The 19754-nt window shown below is 33.1% G+C and carries 17 protein-coding genes; 14 read left to right on the plus strand and 3 right to left on the minus strand.

Annotated features, from left to right (window positions below; all coding sequences use genetic code 11):
- Positions 1-46: 46 nt before the first annotated feature.
- Both fabR and oxyR read right to left on the minus strand, forming a co-directional pair.
- The gene (fabR, locus tag ACGH80_RS03210) at positions 47-691 is read right to left on the minus strand and encodes an HTH-type transcriptional repressor FabR (protein WP_065626638.1); all 645 of its coding nucleotides are present in this window, start codon (positions 689-691) and stop codon (positions 47-49) included.
- Positions 692-732: 41 nt separating this feature from the next.
- Entirely contained in the window at positions 733-1659 is a 927-nt protein-coding gene (gene oxyR, locus ACGH80_RS03215; protein ID WP_174798778.1) for a DNA-binding transcriptional regulator OxyR, read from the minus strand.
- A gap of 405 nt (positions 1660-2064) precedes the next feature.
- Here oxyR and pcnB point away from each other — a divergent pair, with 405 nt between their 5' ends.
- From pcnB to yciH, 13 genes are all read left to right on the plus strand, one after another.
- Positions 2065-3429, plus strand: coding sequence for a polynucleotide adenylyltransferase PcnB (pcnB, locus tag ACGH80_RS03220; RefSeq protein ID WP_174798777.1), 1365 nt, complete (start codon positions 2065-2067; stop codon positions 3427-3429).
- Between the two features lie 76 nt (positions 3430-3505).
- Positions 3506-5872, plus strand: a complete 2367-nt coding sequence (gene lptD / locus ACGH80_RS03225) for an LPS assembly protein LptD (protein WP_296300229.1) — start codon at positions 3506-3508, stop codon at positions 5870-5872.
- A gap of 79 nt (positions 5873-5951) precedes the next feature.
- Positions 5952-7265, plus strand: coding sequence for a peptidylprolyl isomerase SurA (surA, locus tag ACGH80_RS03230; RefSeq protein ID WP_174798775.1), 1314 nt, complete (start codon positions 5952-5954; stop codon positions 7263-7265).
- Positions 7258-8055, plus strand: a complete 798-nt coding sequence (gene rsmA, locus ACGH80_RS03235) for a 16S rRNA (adenine(1518)-N(6)/adenine(1519)-N(6))-dimethyltransferase RsmA (protein ID WP_174798774.1) — start codon at positions 7258-7260, stop codon at positions 8053-8055. The genes surA and rsmA overlap by 8 nt, the downstream gene beginning before the upstream one ends.
- A 5-nt stretch (positions 8056-8060) precedes the next feature.
- The gene (gene apaH / locus ACGH80_RS03240) at positions 8061-8879 is read left to right on the plus strand and encodes a bis(5'-nucleosyl)-tetraphosphatase (symmetrical) ApaH (RefSeq protein ID WP_174798773.1); all 819 of its coding nucleotides are present in this window, start codon (positions 8061-8063) and stop codon (positions 8877-8879) included.
- Positions 8880-8908: 29 nt separating this feature from the next.
- Complete coding sequence (sppA, locus tag ACGH80_RS03245) at positions 8909-10741, plus strand: signal peptide peptidase SppA (RefSeq protein WP_174798772.1); 1833 nt, start codon at positions 8909-8911, stop codon at positions 10739-10741.
- 782 nt (positions 10742-11523) lie between these two features.
- Complete coding sequence (gene tmk, locus ACGH80_RS03250; protein WP_034910296.1) at positions 11524-12165, plus strand: dTMP kinase; 642 nt, start codon at positions 11524-11526, stop codon at positions 12163-12165.
- On the plus strand, positions 12162-13145 hold the full coding sequence (holB, locus tag ACGH80_RS03255; RefSeq protein ID WP_174798771.1) for a DNA polymerase III subunit delta': 984 nt from the start codon (positions 12162-12164) through the stop codon (positions 13143-13145). Before tmk ends, holB begins: the two co-directional genes overlap by 4 nt.
- Before the next feature lie 76 nt (positions 13146-13221).
- A complete protein-coding gene (locus ACGH80_RS03260; RefSeq protein WP_411578334.1) occupies positions 13222-14622 on the plus strand; it encodes an MBOAT family O-acyltransferase in 1401 nt (466 codons plus the stop codon).
- Between the two features lie 16 nt (positions 14623-14638).
- Entirely contained in the window at positions 14639-15937 is a 1299-nt protein-coding gene (locus ACGH80_RS03265) for a DUF459 domain-containing protein (RefSeq protein WP_065590325.1), read from the plus strand.
- The gene (locus ACGH80_RS03270) at positions 15930-17105 is read left to right on the plus strand and encodes a GDSL-type esterase/lipase family protein (RefSeq protein ID WP_411578335.1); all 1176 of its coding nucleotides are present in this window, start codon (positions 15930-15932) and stop codon (positions 17103-17105) included. Before ACGH80_RS03265 ends, ACGH80_RS03270 begins: the two co-directional genes overlap by 8 nt.
- A 29-nt stretch (positions 17106-17134) precedes the next feature.
- Positions 17135-17839 (plus strand): orotidine-5'-phosphate decarboxylase, encoded by a 705-nt coding sequence (gene pyrF / locus ACGH80_RS03275; protein ID WP_296300244.1) that lies wholly within the window; start codon positions 17135-17137, stop codon positions 17837-17839.
- Between the two features lie 10 nt (positions 17840-17849).
- Positions 17850-18170, plus strand: a complete 321-nt coding sequence (yciH, locus tag ACGH80_RS03280) for a stress response translation initiation inhibitor YciH (RefSeq protein WP_296300246.1) — start codon at positions 17850-17852, stop codon at positions 18168-18170.
- A gap of 60 nt (positions 18171-18230) precedes the next feature.
- Here the strand turns inward: yciH and tmaR are convergent, their stop codons facing one another.
- Complete coding sequence (gene tmaR, locus ACGH80_RS03285; RefSeq protein ID WP_085165540.1) at positions 18231-18551, minus strand: PTS system regulator TmaR; 321 nt, start codon at positions 18549-18551, stop codon at positions 18231-18233.
- Between the two features lie 308 nt (positions 18552-18859).
- Between tmaR and accD the strand changes: the two genes are divergently transcribed.
- Positions 18860-19750, plus strand: coding sequence for an acetyl-CoA carboxylase, carboxyltransferase subunit beta (accD, locus tag ACGH80_RS03290; protein ID WP_065590328.1), 891 nt, complete (start codon positions 18860-18862; stop codon positions 19748-19750).
- Positions 19751-19754: the final 4 nt, after the last annotated feature.

The following is a 19754-nucleotide window of genomic DNA, read 5'->3' on the forward strand; positions in this document are numbered from 1 at the left end:
CTTTAATATTACAACCAAATTAGGGTTTTGAGATGAGGCATATCGATTAATGACTATCTTTTTTGATTTGTTCTTTATGGTATAGATAATAAGCTCCACGAGATACCATTCGTAGTTGAAAAATGAGATCTTCAATTAATTTTTCACGCTGCACCAAATCAAAATCAATCGCTTCTGCACCAGCATTAAATGCAATAGTGACCATCGCTTCTGCTTGAGCTTCATTATAATGGTGAGGCATTTGGTTAGCATTATCAAGATAATCCACAAGTTCGACAATAAAGTGTTGAATTTCACGGGCAATAGCAGATCGAAAAGCGGCTGACGTCCCCGCTTTTTCACGAAGAAGTAATAAAAATACCTTCGGATTCTTATCAATAAATTCAATAAATGTGGTCACCGATGTCCGTAATACACTACCACCTTTTTCAATACGCTTACGTGCTTGTCGCAATAATTGACGAAGCGTTAAACCGCTTTCATCAACCATGGCTAAACCCAACTCATCCATATCACGAAAATGACGATAAAATGAAGTAGCAGCGATTCCAGCTTCACGCGCTACTTCTCGCAAACTTAAACTTGTAAAACCTTGCTCAGCATTAAGTTGATTAAATGCTGTTTCAATTAAAGTACGGCGAGTTCTTTCTTTTTGTTGAGCACGAACACCACCGGTCTTGATATTTTTCATTTGATAGCTCAGTTATAATATTTTCGATTTACTACCTATCTCTAAATTGATTTGTTTAATAATCGTTCTTTCTCAGCAAATACTTTGGGCATATGCTCTCGGATTGTTTTAGCTATTGTTTCATAACGGGAACGTAATGGTGAACCAGGACGATAAATAAGAGCAATGCTGCGTACAGGTACAGGATCAGTACAAGGAATATAGCAAATATTATCACGAATTCGCTCGTTAGGTATAGCAAGTTCAGGAAATAAAGTAATACCGCGACTAGCAGAAATCATACTCCGAAGCGTTTCAAGACTAGTAGCTTTAAATTGTTTATCTTCATCAACTCCAACTTGAAAACAGTATCCCATTGCATGATCTCGTAAACAGTGACCATCTTCTAACATTAAGAATTTTTTACCTTTTAAGCTAGAAAGTTTAACTGTATTTTTGCTAGCTAATTCATCAGTAGCAGGAACAGTTAAAAACATGGGTTCATCAAATAAAGGTAGTTCAATAAATTGTGATGTTTCTTTGACTTGTGCAATGATTGCGCAATCAAGCTTGCCGCTTTCGAGTTGAGCAACAATATTGGCGGTTTGTGCTTCGTGCAAGTAAAGTTCCAACTGAGGAAAAAAGTCATGTAAAACTGTAATGACATGAGGTAAAAGATAAGGTGCTATAGTAGGGATCAGGCCTACATGCATTGGTCCAGACATTTCTTCGCCTTGACGGCTAGCCATTTCTTTTAAAATTTGGATATTACGCAAAATCTCTTTGGCTTGTTCAACTAGCATCATACCAGTTTGAGTAAATAGTACTTTGCGACTTGTGCGCTCTAATAACATTACGCCTAATTCATCTTCTAATTTTCTAATTTGACCACTGAGAGTTGGTTGACTCACATTGCAAGCATCAGCAGCTTTACGGAAATGGCGAAATTCAGCTAACGAAACAAAATATTCCAAATCACGAATGTTCATAATGTCCCCAATAGGTTATCAGTTAATGGTATATACTCAAATAACTTCTATTATGTAATAGTTATAACAAATAACATCAAAAGCGCTTTATAATTTATCAAATTATAAAGCGTTATTAATTATATTTTGTGATACAAATAAGTAAAAAGAAGTTCTGAGTACAGTTTTATTCCATCTTAATTAGCTAATTAAATACACTAATCAGAGTAAAACAAAGTTTATTTTTTTTATTAGATGTTGTTAATATTACTATACGAGACACTATTGTTGATAATTATGTTTAAAAAATCAAATAGAATATTTAAGTCATCTAAAAAAATACAATTTTATTGAACGAAAAAATACCAATTCCAAGAAAAATGGAAACTTATTAGCAATTACTATATAATTGCGCGCTATATTATTATGAAGCAAAAAAACTTTTTGAGGTGCACCATTTTTAAACAAGTTTCACGCTTTTATCGAAAGTTTTTTCACAATGAAGACGAACAAAAAGCTAGCTATGTGTCCATTCCTCGTAATGAACATAATATATCTCGTAAAGAGATTAGTGAAAATGCATTAAAAGTCCTTTATCGATTAAATAAACAAGGGTACGAAGCTTATCTAGTCGGGGGATGTATCAGAGATCTTATCTTAGGTAAAACACCAAAGGATTTTGATATCACAACGAATGCTACGCCAGAACAAATTCAGAAAATTTTCCGTAACTGTCGCTTAATAGGAAGACGATTTCGTCTTGCTCATATTATATTTGGGAAAGAAATTATTGAAGTTGCAACATTCCGCGGTGAGCACGATTCTCAAAAAGGACAAACCAATATATCTAAACGTTCGCAGTCAGGTATGCTATTACGTGATAATGTCTACGGAACCATTGAGCAAGATGCTATCCGCCGGGATTTCACTATGAATGCACTTTACTATAATGTAAATGATTTTACTTTACGTGATTATTGCGGAGGATTAGAAGATTTACAAAAAGGCATTATTCGATTAATTGGTGATCCGCAAACACGTTATCGAGAAGATCCTGTTAGAATGCTAAGGACAGTCCGTTTTGCCGCAAAACTGAATATGAAAATTGAACTAGCTACTGCTAAGCCAATTAAACAGCTTGCATCATTATTAAGAAATGTACCTTCAGCACGACTTTTTGATGAGTCCATTAAATTATTACAAACTGGGAATGGTTACAAAACTTATAAGTTACTAAGAGAGTATGGCCTTTTTGAACAACTATTTCCTGTTATTGAGCATCTATTTGCTAACAATCCAAACAGTTATTTAGAGAAAATCATCGAACAAGTTTTAAAAAATACTGATTATCGCATTGCCAACAATAAGCGAATTAATCCAGCATTTTTGTTTGCAGTTTTTTTCTGGTATCCAATAATTGAACAAACACAAGCAACGTGTATCGAAAGTGGTTTGCCATTTCATGATTCGTTTTCGATGGCAATTAACGAAGTACTAAGTGAACAATGTAAAAGTATTGCTATACCTAGACGCTTAACGAGCATCATGGGTGATATTTGGCGTTTACAGCTACGAATGAAGAAACGGAATGGTAAACGAGCGTTTGCCATTTTAGAACATCCTAAGTTTAGAGCTGCTTATGACCTTTTAGAAATGCGAGCCTCAATCGAAAAAGGAGAGCTCTTGCAGTTAGCTAGGTGGTGGGATGAGTTTCAAAATACTACAGCCGAAAAAAGAATAGCAATGGTAAAACAGCTTAATAAAATAAATAAACGCATAGGGAAACGTTAATTTTTAATTCGCACTTTTATAAATAACCGCTATAATGCTGCAATTAAAATAATCAAAAATAGCTTTAGAATCATTGATGAAAAATTTAACGCCTTCTCTTATTGCTATAGCCGTTACTCTTTTTTTGTATAATAGCTCTAGTTATGCTTTAGATTTACCTAAAACCGTTGTAAGCAATAATCCTCAATGCCTTATAGACGTTCCTAAGTTTGATCGCCCTTTAGTTAATGGAGATATAGATACTTTACCCGTAAATGCTGAAGCTAATCAACTTGAAGCAATCTACCCTAATATTGCTATATATAAAGGTGAAGTATTAATAGAACAAGGCAACCGAACGGTTCAAGCAGACAAAGTAACAATTGATACTCAAGATAGTAATAATAGAATAGTAACATTAGAAGGTGATATTACTTATCAAGATAATTTAATAAAAATGAAAGGCGATAAAGCATCAATGAATCTAAATAACAATGATGCAGATATGATCCCAAGTGAGTATCATCTTGTCAATAGGCTTGGTCGCGGTAATGCAGATAAAATGCAACTTGAAAAAAATCGTTATGTTATTTTAAAAAAAGGTAGTTTTACATCTTGTCCTATTAATGACAGCACATGGGATATTAAAGGAACGACCGTTATTCATGACAACGAGGAGCAATTTCTAGAGGTCTGGAACGCTGTATTTAGTATTGGTAAAGTGCCTGTTCTATACTCGCCTTATTTACAATTACCAACTGGTAATAAACGCCGTTCAGGATTATTAATGCCTAATTTCGGCTATGACAGTATCGATGGCATTGATTTTTCAATACCTGTTTATTGGAATATTGCACCAAATTATGATGCAACCTTTACCCCAAGAGTATTAGAAAAACGAGGTCTACAATTGCAAACAGAATTTCGTTATTTAAACGAAATAGGTTTAGGTACACTTGCATTTGACTGGCTTCAACACGATACTAAATATAATGAAGATAGAGACAATCGTTTTAATGGTAACAATTATGACGACAATCGTCACCGTTGGTTATTTCATTGGAAAAATGATGAATTAATTAACTATAATTGGCGCTTTTATGCAGATACAACTCGAGTTAGTGACAATCAGTATCTTACAAACTTAAGTTCTAAATACGCCTCCCAAACTGCAGGATATTTAACGCAGTATTATAAAATTGCTTATAATGATGAAAGTTGGGATATTATGTTAGGCTATCGACACTTTCAACCATTCCATTCAGAATTAAAAAATTCGCTTTATCAAACTCAACCACAATTGGATATGAATTATTATAATAATGATTTGGGGCCATTCAAATTTAGAGTATTCTCTCAAGTATCTCGCTTCTTGACGTCTGGAAAAAGTAAACCTAAAGCATGGCGAGCACATTTTGAACCAACGCTTAATTATACTTTATCCAATTCTTGGTCATTATTAACCACTGAAACTGGGATTATGGCAACTCATTATAATCAAGATAATATCAATAAAAATATTGAACAATATAAATATTTAGATAAAAAGGTAAATCGCTTTTTGCCTAAGTTTAGCATTGATGGTAAAGTCATCTTCGAGCGTGATGTTCCATTTATTAATGGCTATACGCAAACCTTAGAGCCTAGAGTAAAATATATCTATATTCCCTATCGAAACCAATCTAATATTAGCGACTATGATTCCACTATATTACAGTCAGATTATATTGGTCTATTTAGAGATCAACCATATAGTGGTTTAGATAGGATTGCTTCAACCAATAAAATATCAACTGGTGTAACAACTCGATTTTATGATAATAACAAGGTTGAAAAATTTAACTTATCTATTGGGCAAATTACTTATTTCACCAAATCAAAAACGAGTGAACACAATAATGATTTAGATGAAAACTCCGATACAGGCAGTATTACTTGGGCATCGGATAACTTTTGGCGTATAAGTAATGATATAATCTTTAGAAGTGGCGTTCAGTATGATACTCGAATTGATACAATATCATTAGCCAATGCAATATTTGAATACCGGCCAACTGGCGATAAGTTAATCCAATTATCATACCGATATGCAAACCGTAACTATATTGATACTGTCGATAAGAATCCATTTTATAGAGGCTATAGACAAGATATTTCACAGGCAGGAATGATGACCGCTTGGCCATTATCGCAAACATTCAATGCTGTTGGTTCATATTATTATGACGTTAAATTAGAACAAACTACAGATGGTTCTATCGGATTGAATTATAGTGATTGTTGTTGGGGAACAACAGTACAATATGGTAGAAAATTGACGGACTGGGATAATACTTCTCGCAAAAGTAAATATGAAAATAAACTATCGATTAACTTCGAATTAAAAGGATTGGGTAGCAACCGAGATACCAAAGCTAAAATGCTTAATTTCGGTAAACTACCGTATAATACAGCATTTGAATAAAATATTTTTGTAACTATAAGATTACCAATAAATTTATTACTAGCTGTCTATGCTGAAAAACAAAATGAGTTAAGTGAATATGAAATTATTAAAACTATTAATAGCATTAAATCTAAGCATAACTTTAGGAATTATAACTCCGTTATCTGCTAATGCAGCTCCGAAAGTTGTAGAACAAGTTGCTGCGGTTGTTAATAACAATGTCATTTTAGAAAGTGATGTTAATGATATGTTAAAAACGATTAAAGCTAGCTCAGATCCTAAAAATCTACCTAATGATAAAATACTTAGACAACAAATTATTGAACGTTTAATTATTGAAAATTTAATTTTACAAAAAGCAGCTAAAGCTAAAATTACAGTTAGTGATGACGAGGTAACTGATGCTATTAATAGAATTGCAGCAGAAAATGGTATGAGTGTAGACCAACTTAGAAGTAGACTTTCGATGATGAGAATAAGTTATGGTGCCTATCGTGAAAGAATTCACAATGATATGCTAATAGATAAGACTCGAATGCATGAAGTTAGATCAAGAGTCAGAATTTCAGAAAAAGAAATAGAAAATTTAGCAAAAAATATTGCTCGTCAACCAGCCAATAATATTGATGTAAAAATAAGCCATATTTTGATTTCTGTTCCAGAAAAAGCATCAAAACAACAAATTGATAATGCAACAAATAAAGCACGAGATATCATTAATCGAGCTCAAAAAGGGGAAAGTTTTGCTAAATTAGCCACTTCATATTCAAACGATGATTTTGCATTAAAAGGTGGTAGTATGGGGTGGCGTAAACTTAATGAATTACCTACTATCTTTGAAGAGCGATTAGTACGAGCTACAAAAGGTAGTATTATTGGACCTATCCGTTCTGGGGTTGGTCTACATATTCTAAAAGTTGATGATACTCGTTCAGAAGCACCAAGAACCTTCACAATTGAAGAGGTAAATGCGCGCCATATACTGATTAAAACAAATGTATTAGTCACCGACCAAATTGCAAAACAAAAGCTAAGTGATATCCGTAAATCAATTACTAGTGGAGCCACAACTTTTGAAGCAGCAGCTAAAGCTAACTCTGAAGATACAGGCTCGGCAAGTAAAGGGGGCAACTTAGGTTGGAATCGTCCTGAAATTTATGATAATAGCTTTAGGACTGCTCTGATTCAGTTAAAAAAAGGAGAAATTAGCCAACCAATAAAATCAGCCTACGGTTGGCACTTAATCCAATTAATTGATAAAAGAAAAGCTGATGGAACAAATGCAATGAATAAAGATCAAGCTTATCGACTTATTTTTAATCGTAAATTTTCTGAAGAAGCCCAAGTATGGATTCAAGAAATAAAAGGTGACGCTTATATTAAAATCACAGGTGAAGATAAACATGAATAACCGTGTTCACCAAGGGCATTTTGCCCGTAAAAGATTCGGGCAAAATTTTTTACATGATGATTACATTATCGAAAGTATTGTTTCAGCTATACAACCTAAAAAAGATCAAGCACTAGTCGAAATCGGTCCTGGGCTTGCGGCATTAACAATACCTATCAGTAAACATATTGATCATTTGACAGTTATAGAGATAGATAGAGATCTAGCTAATAGATTAATTGAAAATCCATTTTTAAATAATAAATTAACGGTTATTGAACAAGATGCCCTGACCTTTGACTTTAATCAGTTAGCCGATCAATTAGGTAAACCATTAAGAGTATTTGGTAACTTACCTTATAATATCTCGACACCGTTAATGTTTCATTTATTTGAACATACAAATATCATCACTGACATGCATTTTATGCTACAAAAAGAAGTAGTAACTCGCTTAGTTGCATCGCCTAACAGTAAACATTATGGTAGATTGAGCGTTATGGCTCAATATTATTGTCAGATTATTCCTGTTCTTGAAGTACCACCAACATCATTTAAACCTGCTCCAAAAGTTGACTCTGCTGTTGTTAAATTAATACCTTATAAAGAAAAGCCTTATCTTGTTAATGATATAAAAATACTTTCTCGCGTAACTACAGAGGCATTTAACCAACGACGTAAAACTATCCGTAACAGTTTAAGTAACTTGTTTACTGTTGAACAATTAACTGAATTAAATATTGATCCTAATTTACGTGCCGAAAACTTAACAGTACAGCAATACTGTCAACTTGCAAATTCATGGAGTTAACAGGAATGGCAAACTTACTTATTGGTGATATTCATGGTTGTTATGATGAGTTTATGCGCTTACTTGAAAAAGTGAAATTCTCATCATCGGATATTTTATGGTTAACAGGTGATCTAGTTGCTAGAGGTCCAAAATCATTAGAAGTTCTAAGATTTGTTAAACATAATGCTAACCAAATTCGATTGGTATTAGGTAATCATGACCTACATTTATTATCAATTTATGCCAATGTTACCCCTTCTAAAAAGAAGGATAATCTTGATGAAATTATTCGTGCACCAGATTTTGGTGAATTAATGGAATGGCTGCGTAGACAGCCATTGGTCCAAATTGACGAATCATTAAAGTTAATTATGACCCACGCTGGTATTTCACCACAATGGGATATCGAAACACTAAAAAAATGTGCTTATGATCTGAATGTTATGCTATCTAGTGATTCCTATATCCTATTCCTTGATAAAATGTATGGCAACTTTCCAGATGAATGGTTTCCTGAACTACAAGGATTAGATAGATTGCGTTATATTGCTAATGCATTAACTCGTATGCGTTTTTGTTATGAAGATGGTCGATTAGATTTTTATTACAAAAAATCACCTGAGCAAGCACCTTCGAAACTTAAACCTTGGTTTTTATTACCAAGCAAAATTCCAAACGAGTATGCAGTTGCCTTTGGCCACTGGGCTGCATTAAATGGAAAAGGTACACCAGATAATGTTTATGCACTCGATACAGGATGTTGTTGGGGTGGAAAATTAACGTGCTTAAGATTTGAAGATAAAAAATACTTTAAAAAGAAAAATATTGAAGTAAAAAATTAGATAAACTATCTATGAAAGGATCATTTATTATGTCTGCTTTATCTGTCATTAAATCAATATGGAAAGTGATTAACTTAATAAGAGAAATATTTCTTAATCTAATATTTCTAATTATTATTATTTTAATCTTTAGCGTCATCGCATTAGTCCAAGAAACACAAAAACAAGAAATTATTCCACAATATGGAGCATTGGTGTTGGATATTGAAGGAGTAATTGTTGACAATACATTATACGGTGATGAAATTTATGCTTTACAAAGCAAAATCTACGGTAAGAAAGTAAATACTTCTCGTGAAAATAGTTTATTTGAATTAACTCAAAAAATAGCTCAAGCCACAGCAGATCCAAAGATTACAAGCATGGTTCTTAAATTAGATCATTTTGTCGGTGCTGATGTGAGTTCGCTACAGTATATTGGTAAATATTTAACCAAATTTAGTAAGGCGAATAAACCAATTTATGCTTATGGTTCTAACTTCAATCAAAGCCAATATTATTTAGCCAGCTATGCTGATAAAATATATTTAACACCACTTGGCTCAGTTAATGTATATGGTCTAGCGGCCAACAATCTATACTATAAAACTTTGCTTGATAATTTAAAAATTAACACACATGTTTTTAGAGTAGGAACTTATAAGTCAGCCATCGAACCATTTATTCGTGATGATATGTCAGAAGAAGCAAAAAGCAATACGACACGTTGGTTAACACTTATGTGGAACAATTATCTTCAAGACATTTCAACACAACGGAAAAAGGCCGATACCCAATTGGTTCCAACTCCAGAGGCTATGTTGACCAATTTAAAAGAGGCTAATGGTAATATGGCTCAATATGCTATGTCTAATGGATTAGTCGATGAAATTGCATCTAACTATCAATTTGAATCTGAGCTTAATAAGCAACATCAAATCAGTATTTATGATTATCAACTTAAGTCAAAAGATACAAATTTAGATAGTGATAACGGAAGCAACAAACCACTAATTGCGGTTGTATTTGTAAATGGCACTATTACGGATGGTGAAAATAGTAGTAATATTGCTGGTAGTCAAGACATTGTTGAACAATTGAGAAATATCCGTAAAAACTTAAATAAACATAACACACAAGCAATAGTATTACGAGTAAATAGCCCAGGAGGAAGTGTAGATGCGTCAGAAGCAATTCGTAGTGAATTAGAAGTATTACGTGATTACCAGATTCCTGTTGTTATCTCTATGGGAGGAATGGCTGCATCGGGTGGATACTGGATATCAACTGCATCGGATTACATAGTTGCAAGCCCAAATACAATTACTGGCTCTATTGGTATCTTCGGTATTATTCCAACATTCGAAAAATCTTTATCTCATATTGGTGTTTATAGCGATGGTGTAACTACCTCTCCATTAGCAAGTAATAACTTTGCGCAAGATCTACCAACCGAAATGAACCAACTAATTCAATTAAATATTGATAATGGCTATCAAACATTTATTTCGTTAGTAGCAAAAGCACGAAATATGACAACCGAACAAGTCGATAAAATTGGACAAGGACAAGTTTGGTTAGGTTCAGAAGCAAGTAAGATTGGACTTGTTGATAAATTAGGTGACTTTGATGATGCCATTGAAACAGCTGCAACATTAGCTAATTTAACTGATTATGAAATTGACTGGCAAAAGCCAAAAGGAAATTGGTTTAATGCATTTTATTCAGATATGATAGCCATGTTACCTAAATCAACGGCAGAAATATTTTTTGAACAACTTCCTGCAGCAAAACAACTTCAACAGCATGTTTCTTTATGGAATAAGTTTAATGATCCACAAAATCGCTATATTTATTGCTTAAATTGTGCTGATGTTCGTTAATATACTTTTGCTTATTATCTGCCACTGTTGTGGCAGATAATAATTTCTTTCTCACTCTAATTTATAATTTGAGGAAAAACGTGAGTTGTTTTACTGCACGATTAAAATAATCTTCTAAACTACTTATAGGCAGTTGCTTAAAATCTGGTTTTATCTCTTTCAAATTATTAAATATTTACTTATTATATGGTATCTTGATTAAAGGATATATACGTTTTTTCCTTCTAATTCATTTGAAGACAACTTGGTTTAGTATATTTTTGATTGATAAGATGACTATTATAAAATCTAACAAATGAAATACTGTGAATTTTCAATTAATCATAAAACAGTATAAAATCCTGAATATTTTTTACAAAATATAACCCCAAAAGTGAATAGTTATGTAAATACCTTATAGTTAGTTTACAACTTAGGTTAAAATTTGTTGCTTGTTTTAGTGTTTTATATCCAGTAAGACTATTGTCAAATAGCCACAAAAAGCGCAAATAATTCCTACAATTAAATATATATCTTATTTATCTCCCTTGTATTTCACTAGCTGGTAGAAGTTTAGTTGCTATTGATAAAATTGAATAAAATCAATACTCTACCTGAATGATTTTTGCTGTTCATCTTATTGCTTCATTAACATTAAAAAAATATTTAAAATTTAATAATGAAGGTATTAATTGTAAAATTGAAAAAAGTATTAATAATTCAAACTAAAATAATCAGTAAAAATAGCGTACAATAGCGCAATATTAAACACAAGCTTATTATAAATAGATTAGGAATTTAGTATGACCGGCAAATTTATTGTCGTCGAAGGGCTTGAAGGGGCAGGTAAGACCACCGCTATTGATATCGTTGCTCGTATTTTAAATCGACACAATATTGGCGATTTGCAGTTTACTCGAGAGCCAGGTGGAACAGCGATTGCTGAGGCATTACGCAATATTATTAAAAATGGTTTAGATAATGAGCTTTTGACTGATAAAGCCGAATTATTGATGTTATATGCCGCACGTATTCAGCTGATCGATAATGTAATTAAACCAGCACTTCATGCAGGTAGATGGGTTATTGGTGATCGTCATGACTTATCAACGCAAGCTTATCAAGGAGGTGGGCGCCAGTTAGATAAAGTTTTTATGATGACATTGAAAGAACAAGTGTTAGGTGATTTTAAACCTGATCTTACTTTATATTTGGATATTGATCCTCAAATAGGATTAATGCGAGCAAGATCTCGAGGTAAACTCGATCGCATCGAGCAACAGTCATTGCCGTTTTTTGAACGAACTCGTCAAAGTTATTTAGAACTTGCTAAACAAGATAAAACCATCATTACAGTTGATGCAGGAAAATCAATCGACAATGTGAATGGGCAAATTGAACAAATTTTAACTGCATGGTTAACTAAACAGGTTGATATTGAATGATCTTAAATGACTACCCTTGGCTTTCTTTGCCGTATCAGCAATTAGCTTCTGGAATTATGCACAAACGGGCTCATCATGCTTTATTAATTAATTATGTCCAAGGTAGTGGTGAAGATGAGTTTGTTTCAAAGATTGCAAGCCGTTTATTATGCCAATCCTCACAGCAATTGGAGCCGTGCTTAAACTGCCATAGTTGCCAATTATTTTTGTCTCACCATCACCCTGATTATTATGTAATAACCAATGAACAATCTAAACAGTCAATAGGTATTGATCAAATCCGTAAAATATCAAACAAAGTTTACGAAAAATCTCAGCAAGGTGGAAATAAAGTTATTTGGATAAAAAACGCAGTTTTAATGACCGAAGCTGCCGCCAATGCATTGTTAAAAACGTTAGAAGAACCACCAGAAAACACATATTTTATTTTAAGTGATGAACATAACAGCAAATTGCTTCCAACAATTCACAGTCGCTGTTTTTCTTATTTTTTACCTATTCCTAAATTGGAACAATCCATTGAATGGTTAAAAAGTCAACGCAATCAGCAATACAGCGATAATGAGCTTGCTTCAGCATTATTATTGAGCGAAAATGCACCTCTAAAAGCACTTGCACTATTGGTACCTGAAAAGTGGCAACAACGAAAAGCATTTTGTGATCATTTGTTAGAAGTTGTACCACAAAACAATTATTGGCAACTAGCTAAAACCTTTGATCATGAAGAATTTATTGAAAGAGTTATTTGGTTTTGTGCTTTATTAAGTGATGCGCTTAAAGCGAAGCAAAAAGTGGGGCGTTTTATTGTTAATCGTGATCAAGTCCCATTGGTTCGACTGCTCGCCACTAAAAGCAATGAAAAAATTTCTGAGCTCTATAATTTATGGTTGCAGGCAAGAAATCAGTTATTAACTGTTACTGGATTGAATAAAGAATTGATTGTTTATAATGTACTTGCTCAATCCGAATTGATTAGCTAGCAAAAAGTAAAGTATTTTATAAAGGGTTTAGTCAAAAATTTTCAGTAAAGTATACTGTTAAGTAATAAGGATTGCAGTGAGTTATTTATCTATAGAGTTTGGTTTACTCTTTATCGCTTTCTTTGCCTTGTATTGGGGATGTCACTTATCACCCAAAATACAAAATATTCTACTTTTAGTAGCAAGTTATCTTATTGTTGGCAGTTATAGCTGGCAATTTTCGCTTATCCTTTTTATTTATACATGTGCAATCTATTTGTTCTCAGTACTGATTGCTACATCTGAGCGTCACTCAAAACGATGGTTAATTTTAGGATTATGCTTATCAATAATTAATCTGGCGTTGTTTAAATATTTTGATTTTTTTCGTTATGAGTTGCAGGATCTACTTAATTTATTAAATTTACCAGTTTTACTACCTGTTATAACCGTACTAATTCCAATAGGCATCTCATTTTATACTTTCCATTCGGTAAGTTATTTAGTTTCGGTAAAAAAGAAAGAGTTACCCGTCGCTAACTTTTGGGATTTTGCCTTGTTTTTGTCTTTTTTTCCAAGTATTATTGCCGGTCCTATTAACCGAGCTAAAGAATTTTTACCTCAAATTAGCATCAGTCAGCCTCGTAAAATTTTAGAGCCATTTCGTGCATTTACGTTGCTTATCTTGGCCGTAATTAAGGTTTACTGTTTAGGTGGTTTAATCAATGAATATTGGGTTAAACCAATATTTGCTAACCCGTTAGAATTTAGTGTAATTGATTTACTAGTAGGTCTTTATTCTTATGCAATGCAAATTTATTTAAATTTTTCAGGGTATACTGATTTAGTTACAGGTATTGCCTTATTGCTAGGATTTCGTTTACCAATTAACTTTAATTTCCCTTATTTAGCATTAAATTTGAGAGATTTTTGGGCACGTTGGCATATTAGCTTATCTCGTTGGATTCGCGATTATATTTATATTCCTTTAGGAGGAAGTCGTCGAGGTTTTATTCGGACTCAAATCAATGTCATGTTGGCAATGTTACTATCTGGATTATGGCATGGCGCTGGCATTAATTTTATTATTTGGGGGGCATGTCACGGCATTGGTATTGTGGCACTCAACATTGGCGATCGTTATTTTGGGCAAGATTGGATAGCTACACGTTCACCATGGATAGCACGGTTATTAACATGGCATTATGTCTGTTTCACATGGTTATTTTTTAATAGTGACAGTTTACCTGATGCAGTAGATTATATGACAGCATTAATGCATAACTTCTTGATAGAACCACATCATGCAGGGGCATTTTTAGTGATTTGTTTCATTTACTTTGCCTACCCGATGTGTAAAACTTTTACTGATTGGTTTATTATGCAGTTAACCAAAATACCGCATTTATATTTACCATTGATTTTTATTTTAATTCTGTGGTTGGTTATTTATATTGCACCATCAGGTATGCCAAACTTTATTTACGCTAATTTTTAATTATATTAATTTAATTATGATGATATATAAAAAATCGTTCTCAAAAAATAATAAAAAACCAAAATCTAGTTTGAAACGGCAACGTCATAAATCGCTGAATAAAAGTGTAATTAAAAAAAATCTTCACAAAAAAACAAACACACCTCTCGTTTTTACTGGCAGCCCTTTATCAGCTCGTTATATATTAGTTATAATGTCTGTTACTGCTATTGCATTAATTGCGATTTATTATAAATCTATATTGATTTATTGCCAGCAAGCATACCATACTGATTTATTTGATGGTAATACGATTGCTTCCCAAGAAATTTCACCACAAGATATTGAAAAAAACTACATTGATGAGCAAAATGATCAAGAACATATAATCACACAAGCATCAACTTCACTTACTCAACCGATTGATGTTGCTTTACCCGTTACTGAAAATAAAACATCCAAGTTAGCAACGGATGAGTTTGATGAGATAAAACAAAATAAAAAAATCGAAGAAGTAGTTACAGACAAAAATCTAAAAAGTGAAGATACTGGTGCGGATTACAATTTAGAGATATATTCTGATACTACTAATCAAAATAAGCAAGAAATAGCATCTGTACTTCAAGATAGGAATGATGAAGTTCATAAGGATATTGAATCAATCCATGAACCACTACCGATTGTTCTAACAAGTAATGATAAGGTATTTTTTGCAGGTGACTCTTTAATGCAAGGCGTTGCACCATATGTAAAAAAAATGTTGTTTAAGCAATATAAAATAGAAAGTATTGATTTGAGCAAACAAAGTACAGGACTTGCTTATCCAAGTGCCTTCGATTGGCCAAAAACAATTAATGATAATTTAATTGCTGATCCTTCAATAAAATTATTGGTCGTTTTTCTTGGTGCTAATGATCCTTGGGATTTTCCTGTTAAAGGTTATGCCAAATACGCTAAATTTAAATCTGAATTATGGGAAGAGCACTACCGTTTGCGTATTGCATCTATTTTAAATAGTGCTATAGAAAATGATGTTCAAGTACTTTGGCTTGCTGCGCCTTGTATGCGTAAACACAAATTAAATAATGGAATGGTTTATCTAAATAATTTATATAAATCTGAAATAGAAAAAACTCAACAACATTTCTTAACAACAAACGAATTATTGGGTTGCACATACGAAAAGTTCAGTAATTTCATAGAAACCGATAAAGCCAAAATTAAAGTAAGAGTTGATGATGGGGTACATTTTACACCAACTGGCCAAAAAATTTTGGCAAAAGCGATTATGGAACAAATAATTTATAAAGAATTAGAGGATACCTTTAATGATTAAATCTTTAAAGTATATTATAACCGTAATTGCAGTAACAATTACCGTTGGTTGTAGTGTAGCTGAAAGTAAAACCACCACGGTATCTACTATTGTTGATTTTGGTGATCCTAATGCTAAACAATTTGCAATGCGTTTAAAATCGTTAGAGGATAATAAAAAAACGGATCAAGTGGTCAATATTACTCAATTTGGTGATTCGCATTCAGCCGCTGATTTTTTTACTGGTGAGTTAAGAACATTAATGCAACAAAAGTATGGTAATGCTGGTATTGGCTGGATAACGCCTGTAGCTATAAAAGGACAAAGCCATGCAGCTGTTACGTGGAGTTCTAAAAATTGGAATGTGCTAAGTAGCCGAACTTTAAGTAACTTGGATTTTCCTATGGGTGGTTTTATTGCTAAACCAAATAAAGATTTTGCCACTATCCGAATTACACCAAGAGGCTCTAATAATAAAGATTGGCAAGTTAAGTTAACCTTTAAAACACTTAAAAATAACACAAATTCATTAGCGCTTTATGATGCTAATAATCATAAAATTAATTTAAGCAATACTCCAAAATCAAATACTTGGCAAACAGCTTCGGTTGTTTCTAAAATGCCATTGGTTATAAAAGGTCAAAAAGATATAGAGCTTGGTGGAATTTGGTTGACTCGTTATCAACAACCAGGTGTTATTGTTTCATCTATTGCCACTAATGGAGCTAAACAGACAATTTGGCAAAAGTGGGGGAAAGATTGGTTTAAAGAACTGTCTATATCACAAAGTGATTTAATTATTTTAGAATACGGGACAAATGAAAGTTTTGATGGAGCATTAGATGCTAATCAATATCGAAAAAATTTAGTGAATAATATTAGACTGATTCGTAAAACATTACCCAATGCTACGATCTTGATAATGACACCCCCTGATACTATGGCAAATGAAACAAATATGCCTAAGTCTTTTGCAAAGATAATGGATATTCAAAAACAAGTTGCTAAATCTGAAAAAACATTATTTTGGGATTGGCAAGTGGCAATGGGGGGAAAGTATTCTATTAAGCAGTGGCGAAAACGGGGGTTAGCACGCCCAGATTTAGTGCATCAAACTTTACGAGGTTATAAAGAAAGCGCTCGTATTTTTTATGCTGATTTGAATGAATTTGTTAGAAAGAATAGCTAAGAATTTTGATTAGAAGGAATAAATGAGTTATGGCATCACCAATTATTGTTGCAGTTGATTTTCCAGATGTTAAATCAGCATGGAATTTTATTGATCGTGTAGATCCCAAAGATTGTCGCATTAAAATTGGTAAAGAGCTTTTTACACATGCAGGACCTGACTTTATCAAGCAAATTATGAAAAAAGGTTTTGATGTTTTTTTAGATCTTAAATTCCATGATATTCCAAATACTGTCGCAAAAGCAATTGCTGCAACTGCTGACCTTGGTGTGTGGATGACCAATGTTCATGCTAGCGGTGGTTCACGCATGATGACAGCTGCTAAAGATGCGCTTTATTCATATGGTAAAGATGCCCCTATTTTGATTGCAGTAACAGTATTAACTAGCATGGAGTTAGCAGATCTACAAGAAATTGGTATTAACGTATCACCTTTAGAGCAAGCAACCAGATTAGCAATACTTGCTAAAAACTGCGGGCTTGATGGTGTAGTATGTTCAGCGAAAGAAGTACAAAGTTTTAAAACCCGTTTGGGCAGTGATTTTAAATTGGTGACACCAGGTATTAGACCAGTGGGTGCTAATTCTGATGACCAAAGGCGTATTATGACACCTCAGCGAGCTCAAGCTGCAGGTTCTGATTATTTAGTCATTGGACGCCCAATTACCCAAGCAGAAGATCCTGCCAAAGCTTTACAAACAATTTTAGCAACACTAGATACAAGTAAGAGTTAATAATATTATTATGTCTGATAATTCAATTGTTTACTCGACCGATAAAGGTCGAATTAAACCGACCCAAACACTTATCTCACGCCCTAAGGGGGATGGTATTATTCGAATTCAACGACAAACATCAGGCCGTAAAGGTAAAGGTGTTTGTGTTATTACTGGATTTGATATCGATCATACTCAATTATTACAGTTAGCAGCAGAATTAAAAAAACGTTGTGGTTGTGGGGGAGCAGTTAAAGATGGTGTTATTGAAATACAAGGTGATAAACGTGATTTATTAAAGTCATTGCTAGAAGATAAAGGATTTAAAGTAAAGCTAGCAGGTGGCTGATTTAGTTTATAAAATTAGCGCCCACAATAAAAATGGACGCTAATTACAGCACAATAGATTTTAATTAGAACGATAACTACGCATTTTTTTACTGATCTCTCGACGTTCTTTTGAAATTTCAGCATTTTTAATAATGTAATCATCAACACGATCATCGTAATCGCTTTTCATGTTCGCAATAATTGCTTGAAGCTCTTCATAAGTCATATCTGGTTTAATATATTCGCTCAAGTTTTCAAGTAGCAGTACTCTTTTTTGGTTGTCACGAATTTTCTTCTCGTTATCTGATATTTCACGTTTTAATTTATTTAAACGGCGTGATAAACGAATGTATTCTAATACATCTTGAAACGATGGTGCGGTTGTTTTTTCCTTGTCCATCTATAACCCCTTATTTCAAAAAATGGAAAATAAACTTCTACCAATTATATACCAATAATTTTTTAAGATCATATTAATTATATTTTTAAACAAAATGATATTTCAGTAGATTAGTTATCTGTTGAGTGTTAGCTATTTTAAATTCGATTTTAAGCAGATTTTATTTCTAAATCTTTATCAAAATATTTTTTTATTTTATAAGGTTATTTGCAAAATAACATAAAAATAAAAACAGCTATTAAGAATTAGTGCAAAGTATTGTACAATACATTCAAATTTGTAAAAAGTGCCAGAATGAGAGAATCATAATGAGCTGGATTGAAAAAATTCTTAGTAAAAATAATATATCGTCAGATCATAAAAAGGCGAATATTCCTGGTGGCGTTTGGACAAAATGCACTAACTGTGATCAAGTCATTTATCAAGCTGAACTCGATCTTAATTTAGAGGTCTGTCCAAAATGTGATCACCATATGCATATCCCTGCCCGAGTGCGTTTATATCGTTTTTTAGACGAAGGTTCGGATATCGAAATTGGTGCAGATCTTATGCCTAAAGATATCTTAAAATTTAAAGATACTAAAAAATATAAAGATCGATTAACAGCAGCTCAAAAAGAAACTCACGAAAAAGAAGCAATGGTTGTCATGAAGGGAACATTGCTTGGCGTACCAGTAGTTGTTGCTTGTTTTGAATTTGCTTTCATTGGTGGTTCAATGTCTTCTGTTGTTGGTGCATTATTCACTCGCGCCGCAGAGCAGGCCATTGAGGATAAATGCCCTTTAATTTGCTTTTCAACAAGTGGTGGTGCACGAATGCAAGAGGCGCTATTCTCATTAATGCAAATGGCAAAGACGAGCGCTATTCTTGCTAAAATGCAAGATGAAGGTTTACCATATATTTCAGTAATGACCGACCCTACCATGGGAGGTGTATCGGCAAGTCTGGCAATGTTGGGTGACATTAATATTGCTGAACCTAAAGCACTAATTGGTTTTGCTGGTCCTCGAGTGATTCAACAAACTGTTCGTGAAACATTACCAGAAGGTTTTCAACGTAGTGAATTTTTACTTGAAAAAGGGGCAATTGATATGATCATTCATCGCAAAGATATGCGTTCTAAAATTGCCAGTTTAGTAACAAAATTAATGAAACTACCTGATCCGTTTAATGAAGTTACTCTTAACGAGACAGCTTAATTGA

It is taken from the genome of Gilliamella sp. BG1 (assembly GCF_046635625.1).
In the GTDB taxonomy this organism is placed as follows: Bacteria; Pseudomonadota; Gammaproteobacteria; order Enterobacterales; family Orbaceae; genus Gilliamella; species Gilliamella bombi.

Bases quoted from the DNA above. Each gene is read 5' to 3' on its own strand.
- yciH (WP_296300246.1), top strand. From the start codon at position 17,850: ATGTCTGATAATTCAATTGTTTACTCGACCGATAAAGGTCGAATTAAA.
- ACGH80_RS03265 (WP_065590325.1), top strand. From the start codon at position 14,639: ATGATGATATATAAAAAATCGTTCTCAAAAAATAATAAAAAACCAAAA.
- pcnB (WP_174798777.1), top strand. From the start codon at position 2,065: ATGAAGCAAAAAAACTTTTTGAGGTGCACCATTTTTAAACAAGTTTCA.
- accD (WP_065590328.1), top strand. From the start codon at position 18,860: ATGAGCTGGATTGAAAAAATTCTTAGTAAAAATAATATATCGTCAGAT.
- apaH (WP_174798773.1), top strand. From the start codon at position 8,061: ATGGCAAACTTACTTATTGGTGATATTCATGGTTGTTATGATGAGTTT.
- tmk (WP_034910296.1), top strand. From the start codon at position 11,524: ATGACCGGCAAATTTATTGTCGTCGAAGGGCTTGAAGGGGCAGGTAAG.
- fabR (WP_065626638.1), bottom strand. From the start codon at position 691: ATGAAAAATATCAAGACCGGTGGTGTTCGTGCTCAACAAAAAGAAAGA.
- rsmA (WP_174798774.1), top strand. From the start codon at position 7,258: ATGAATAACCGTGTTCACCAAGGGCATTTTGCCCGTAAAAGATTCGGG.
- oxyR (WP_174798778.1), bottom strand. From the start codon at position 1,659: ATGAACATTCGTGATTTGGAATATTTTGTTTCGTTAGCTGAATTTCGC.
- surA (WP_174798775.1), top strand. From the start codon at position 5,952: ATGAAATTATTAAAACTATTAATAGCATTAAATCTAAGCATAACTTTA.
- sppA (WP_174798772.1), top strand. From the start codon at position 8,909: ATGTCTGCTTTATCTGTCATTAAATCAATATGGAAAGTGATTAACTTA.
- tmaR (WP_085165540.1), bottom strand. From the start codon at position 18,551: ATGGACAAGGAAAAAACAACCGCACCATCGTTTCAAGATGTATTAGAA.
- ACGH80_RS03270 (WP_411578335.1), top strand. From the start codon at position 15,930: ATGATTAAATCTTTAAAGTATATTATAACCGTAATTGCAGTAACAATT.
- lptD (WP_296300229.1), top strand. From the start codon at position 3,506: ATGAAAAATTTAACGCCTTCTCTTATTGCTATAGCCGTTACTCTTTTT.
- pyrF (WP_296300244.1), top strand. From the start codon at position 17,135: ATGGCATCACCAATTATTGTTGCAGTTGATTTTCCAGATGTTAAATCA.
- holB (WP_174798771.1), top strand. From the start codon at position 12,162: ATGATCTTAAATGACTACCCTTGGCTTTCTTTGCCGTATCAGCAATTA.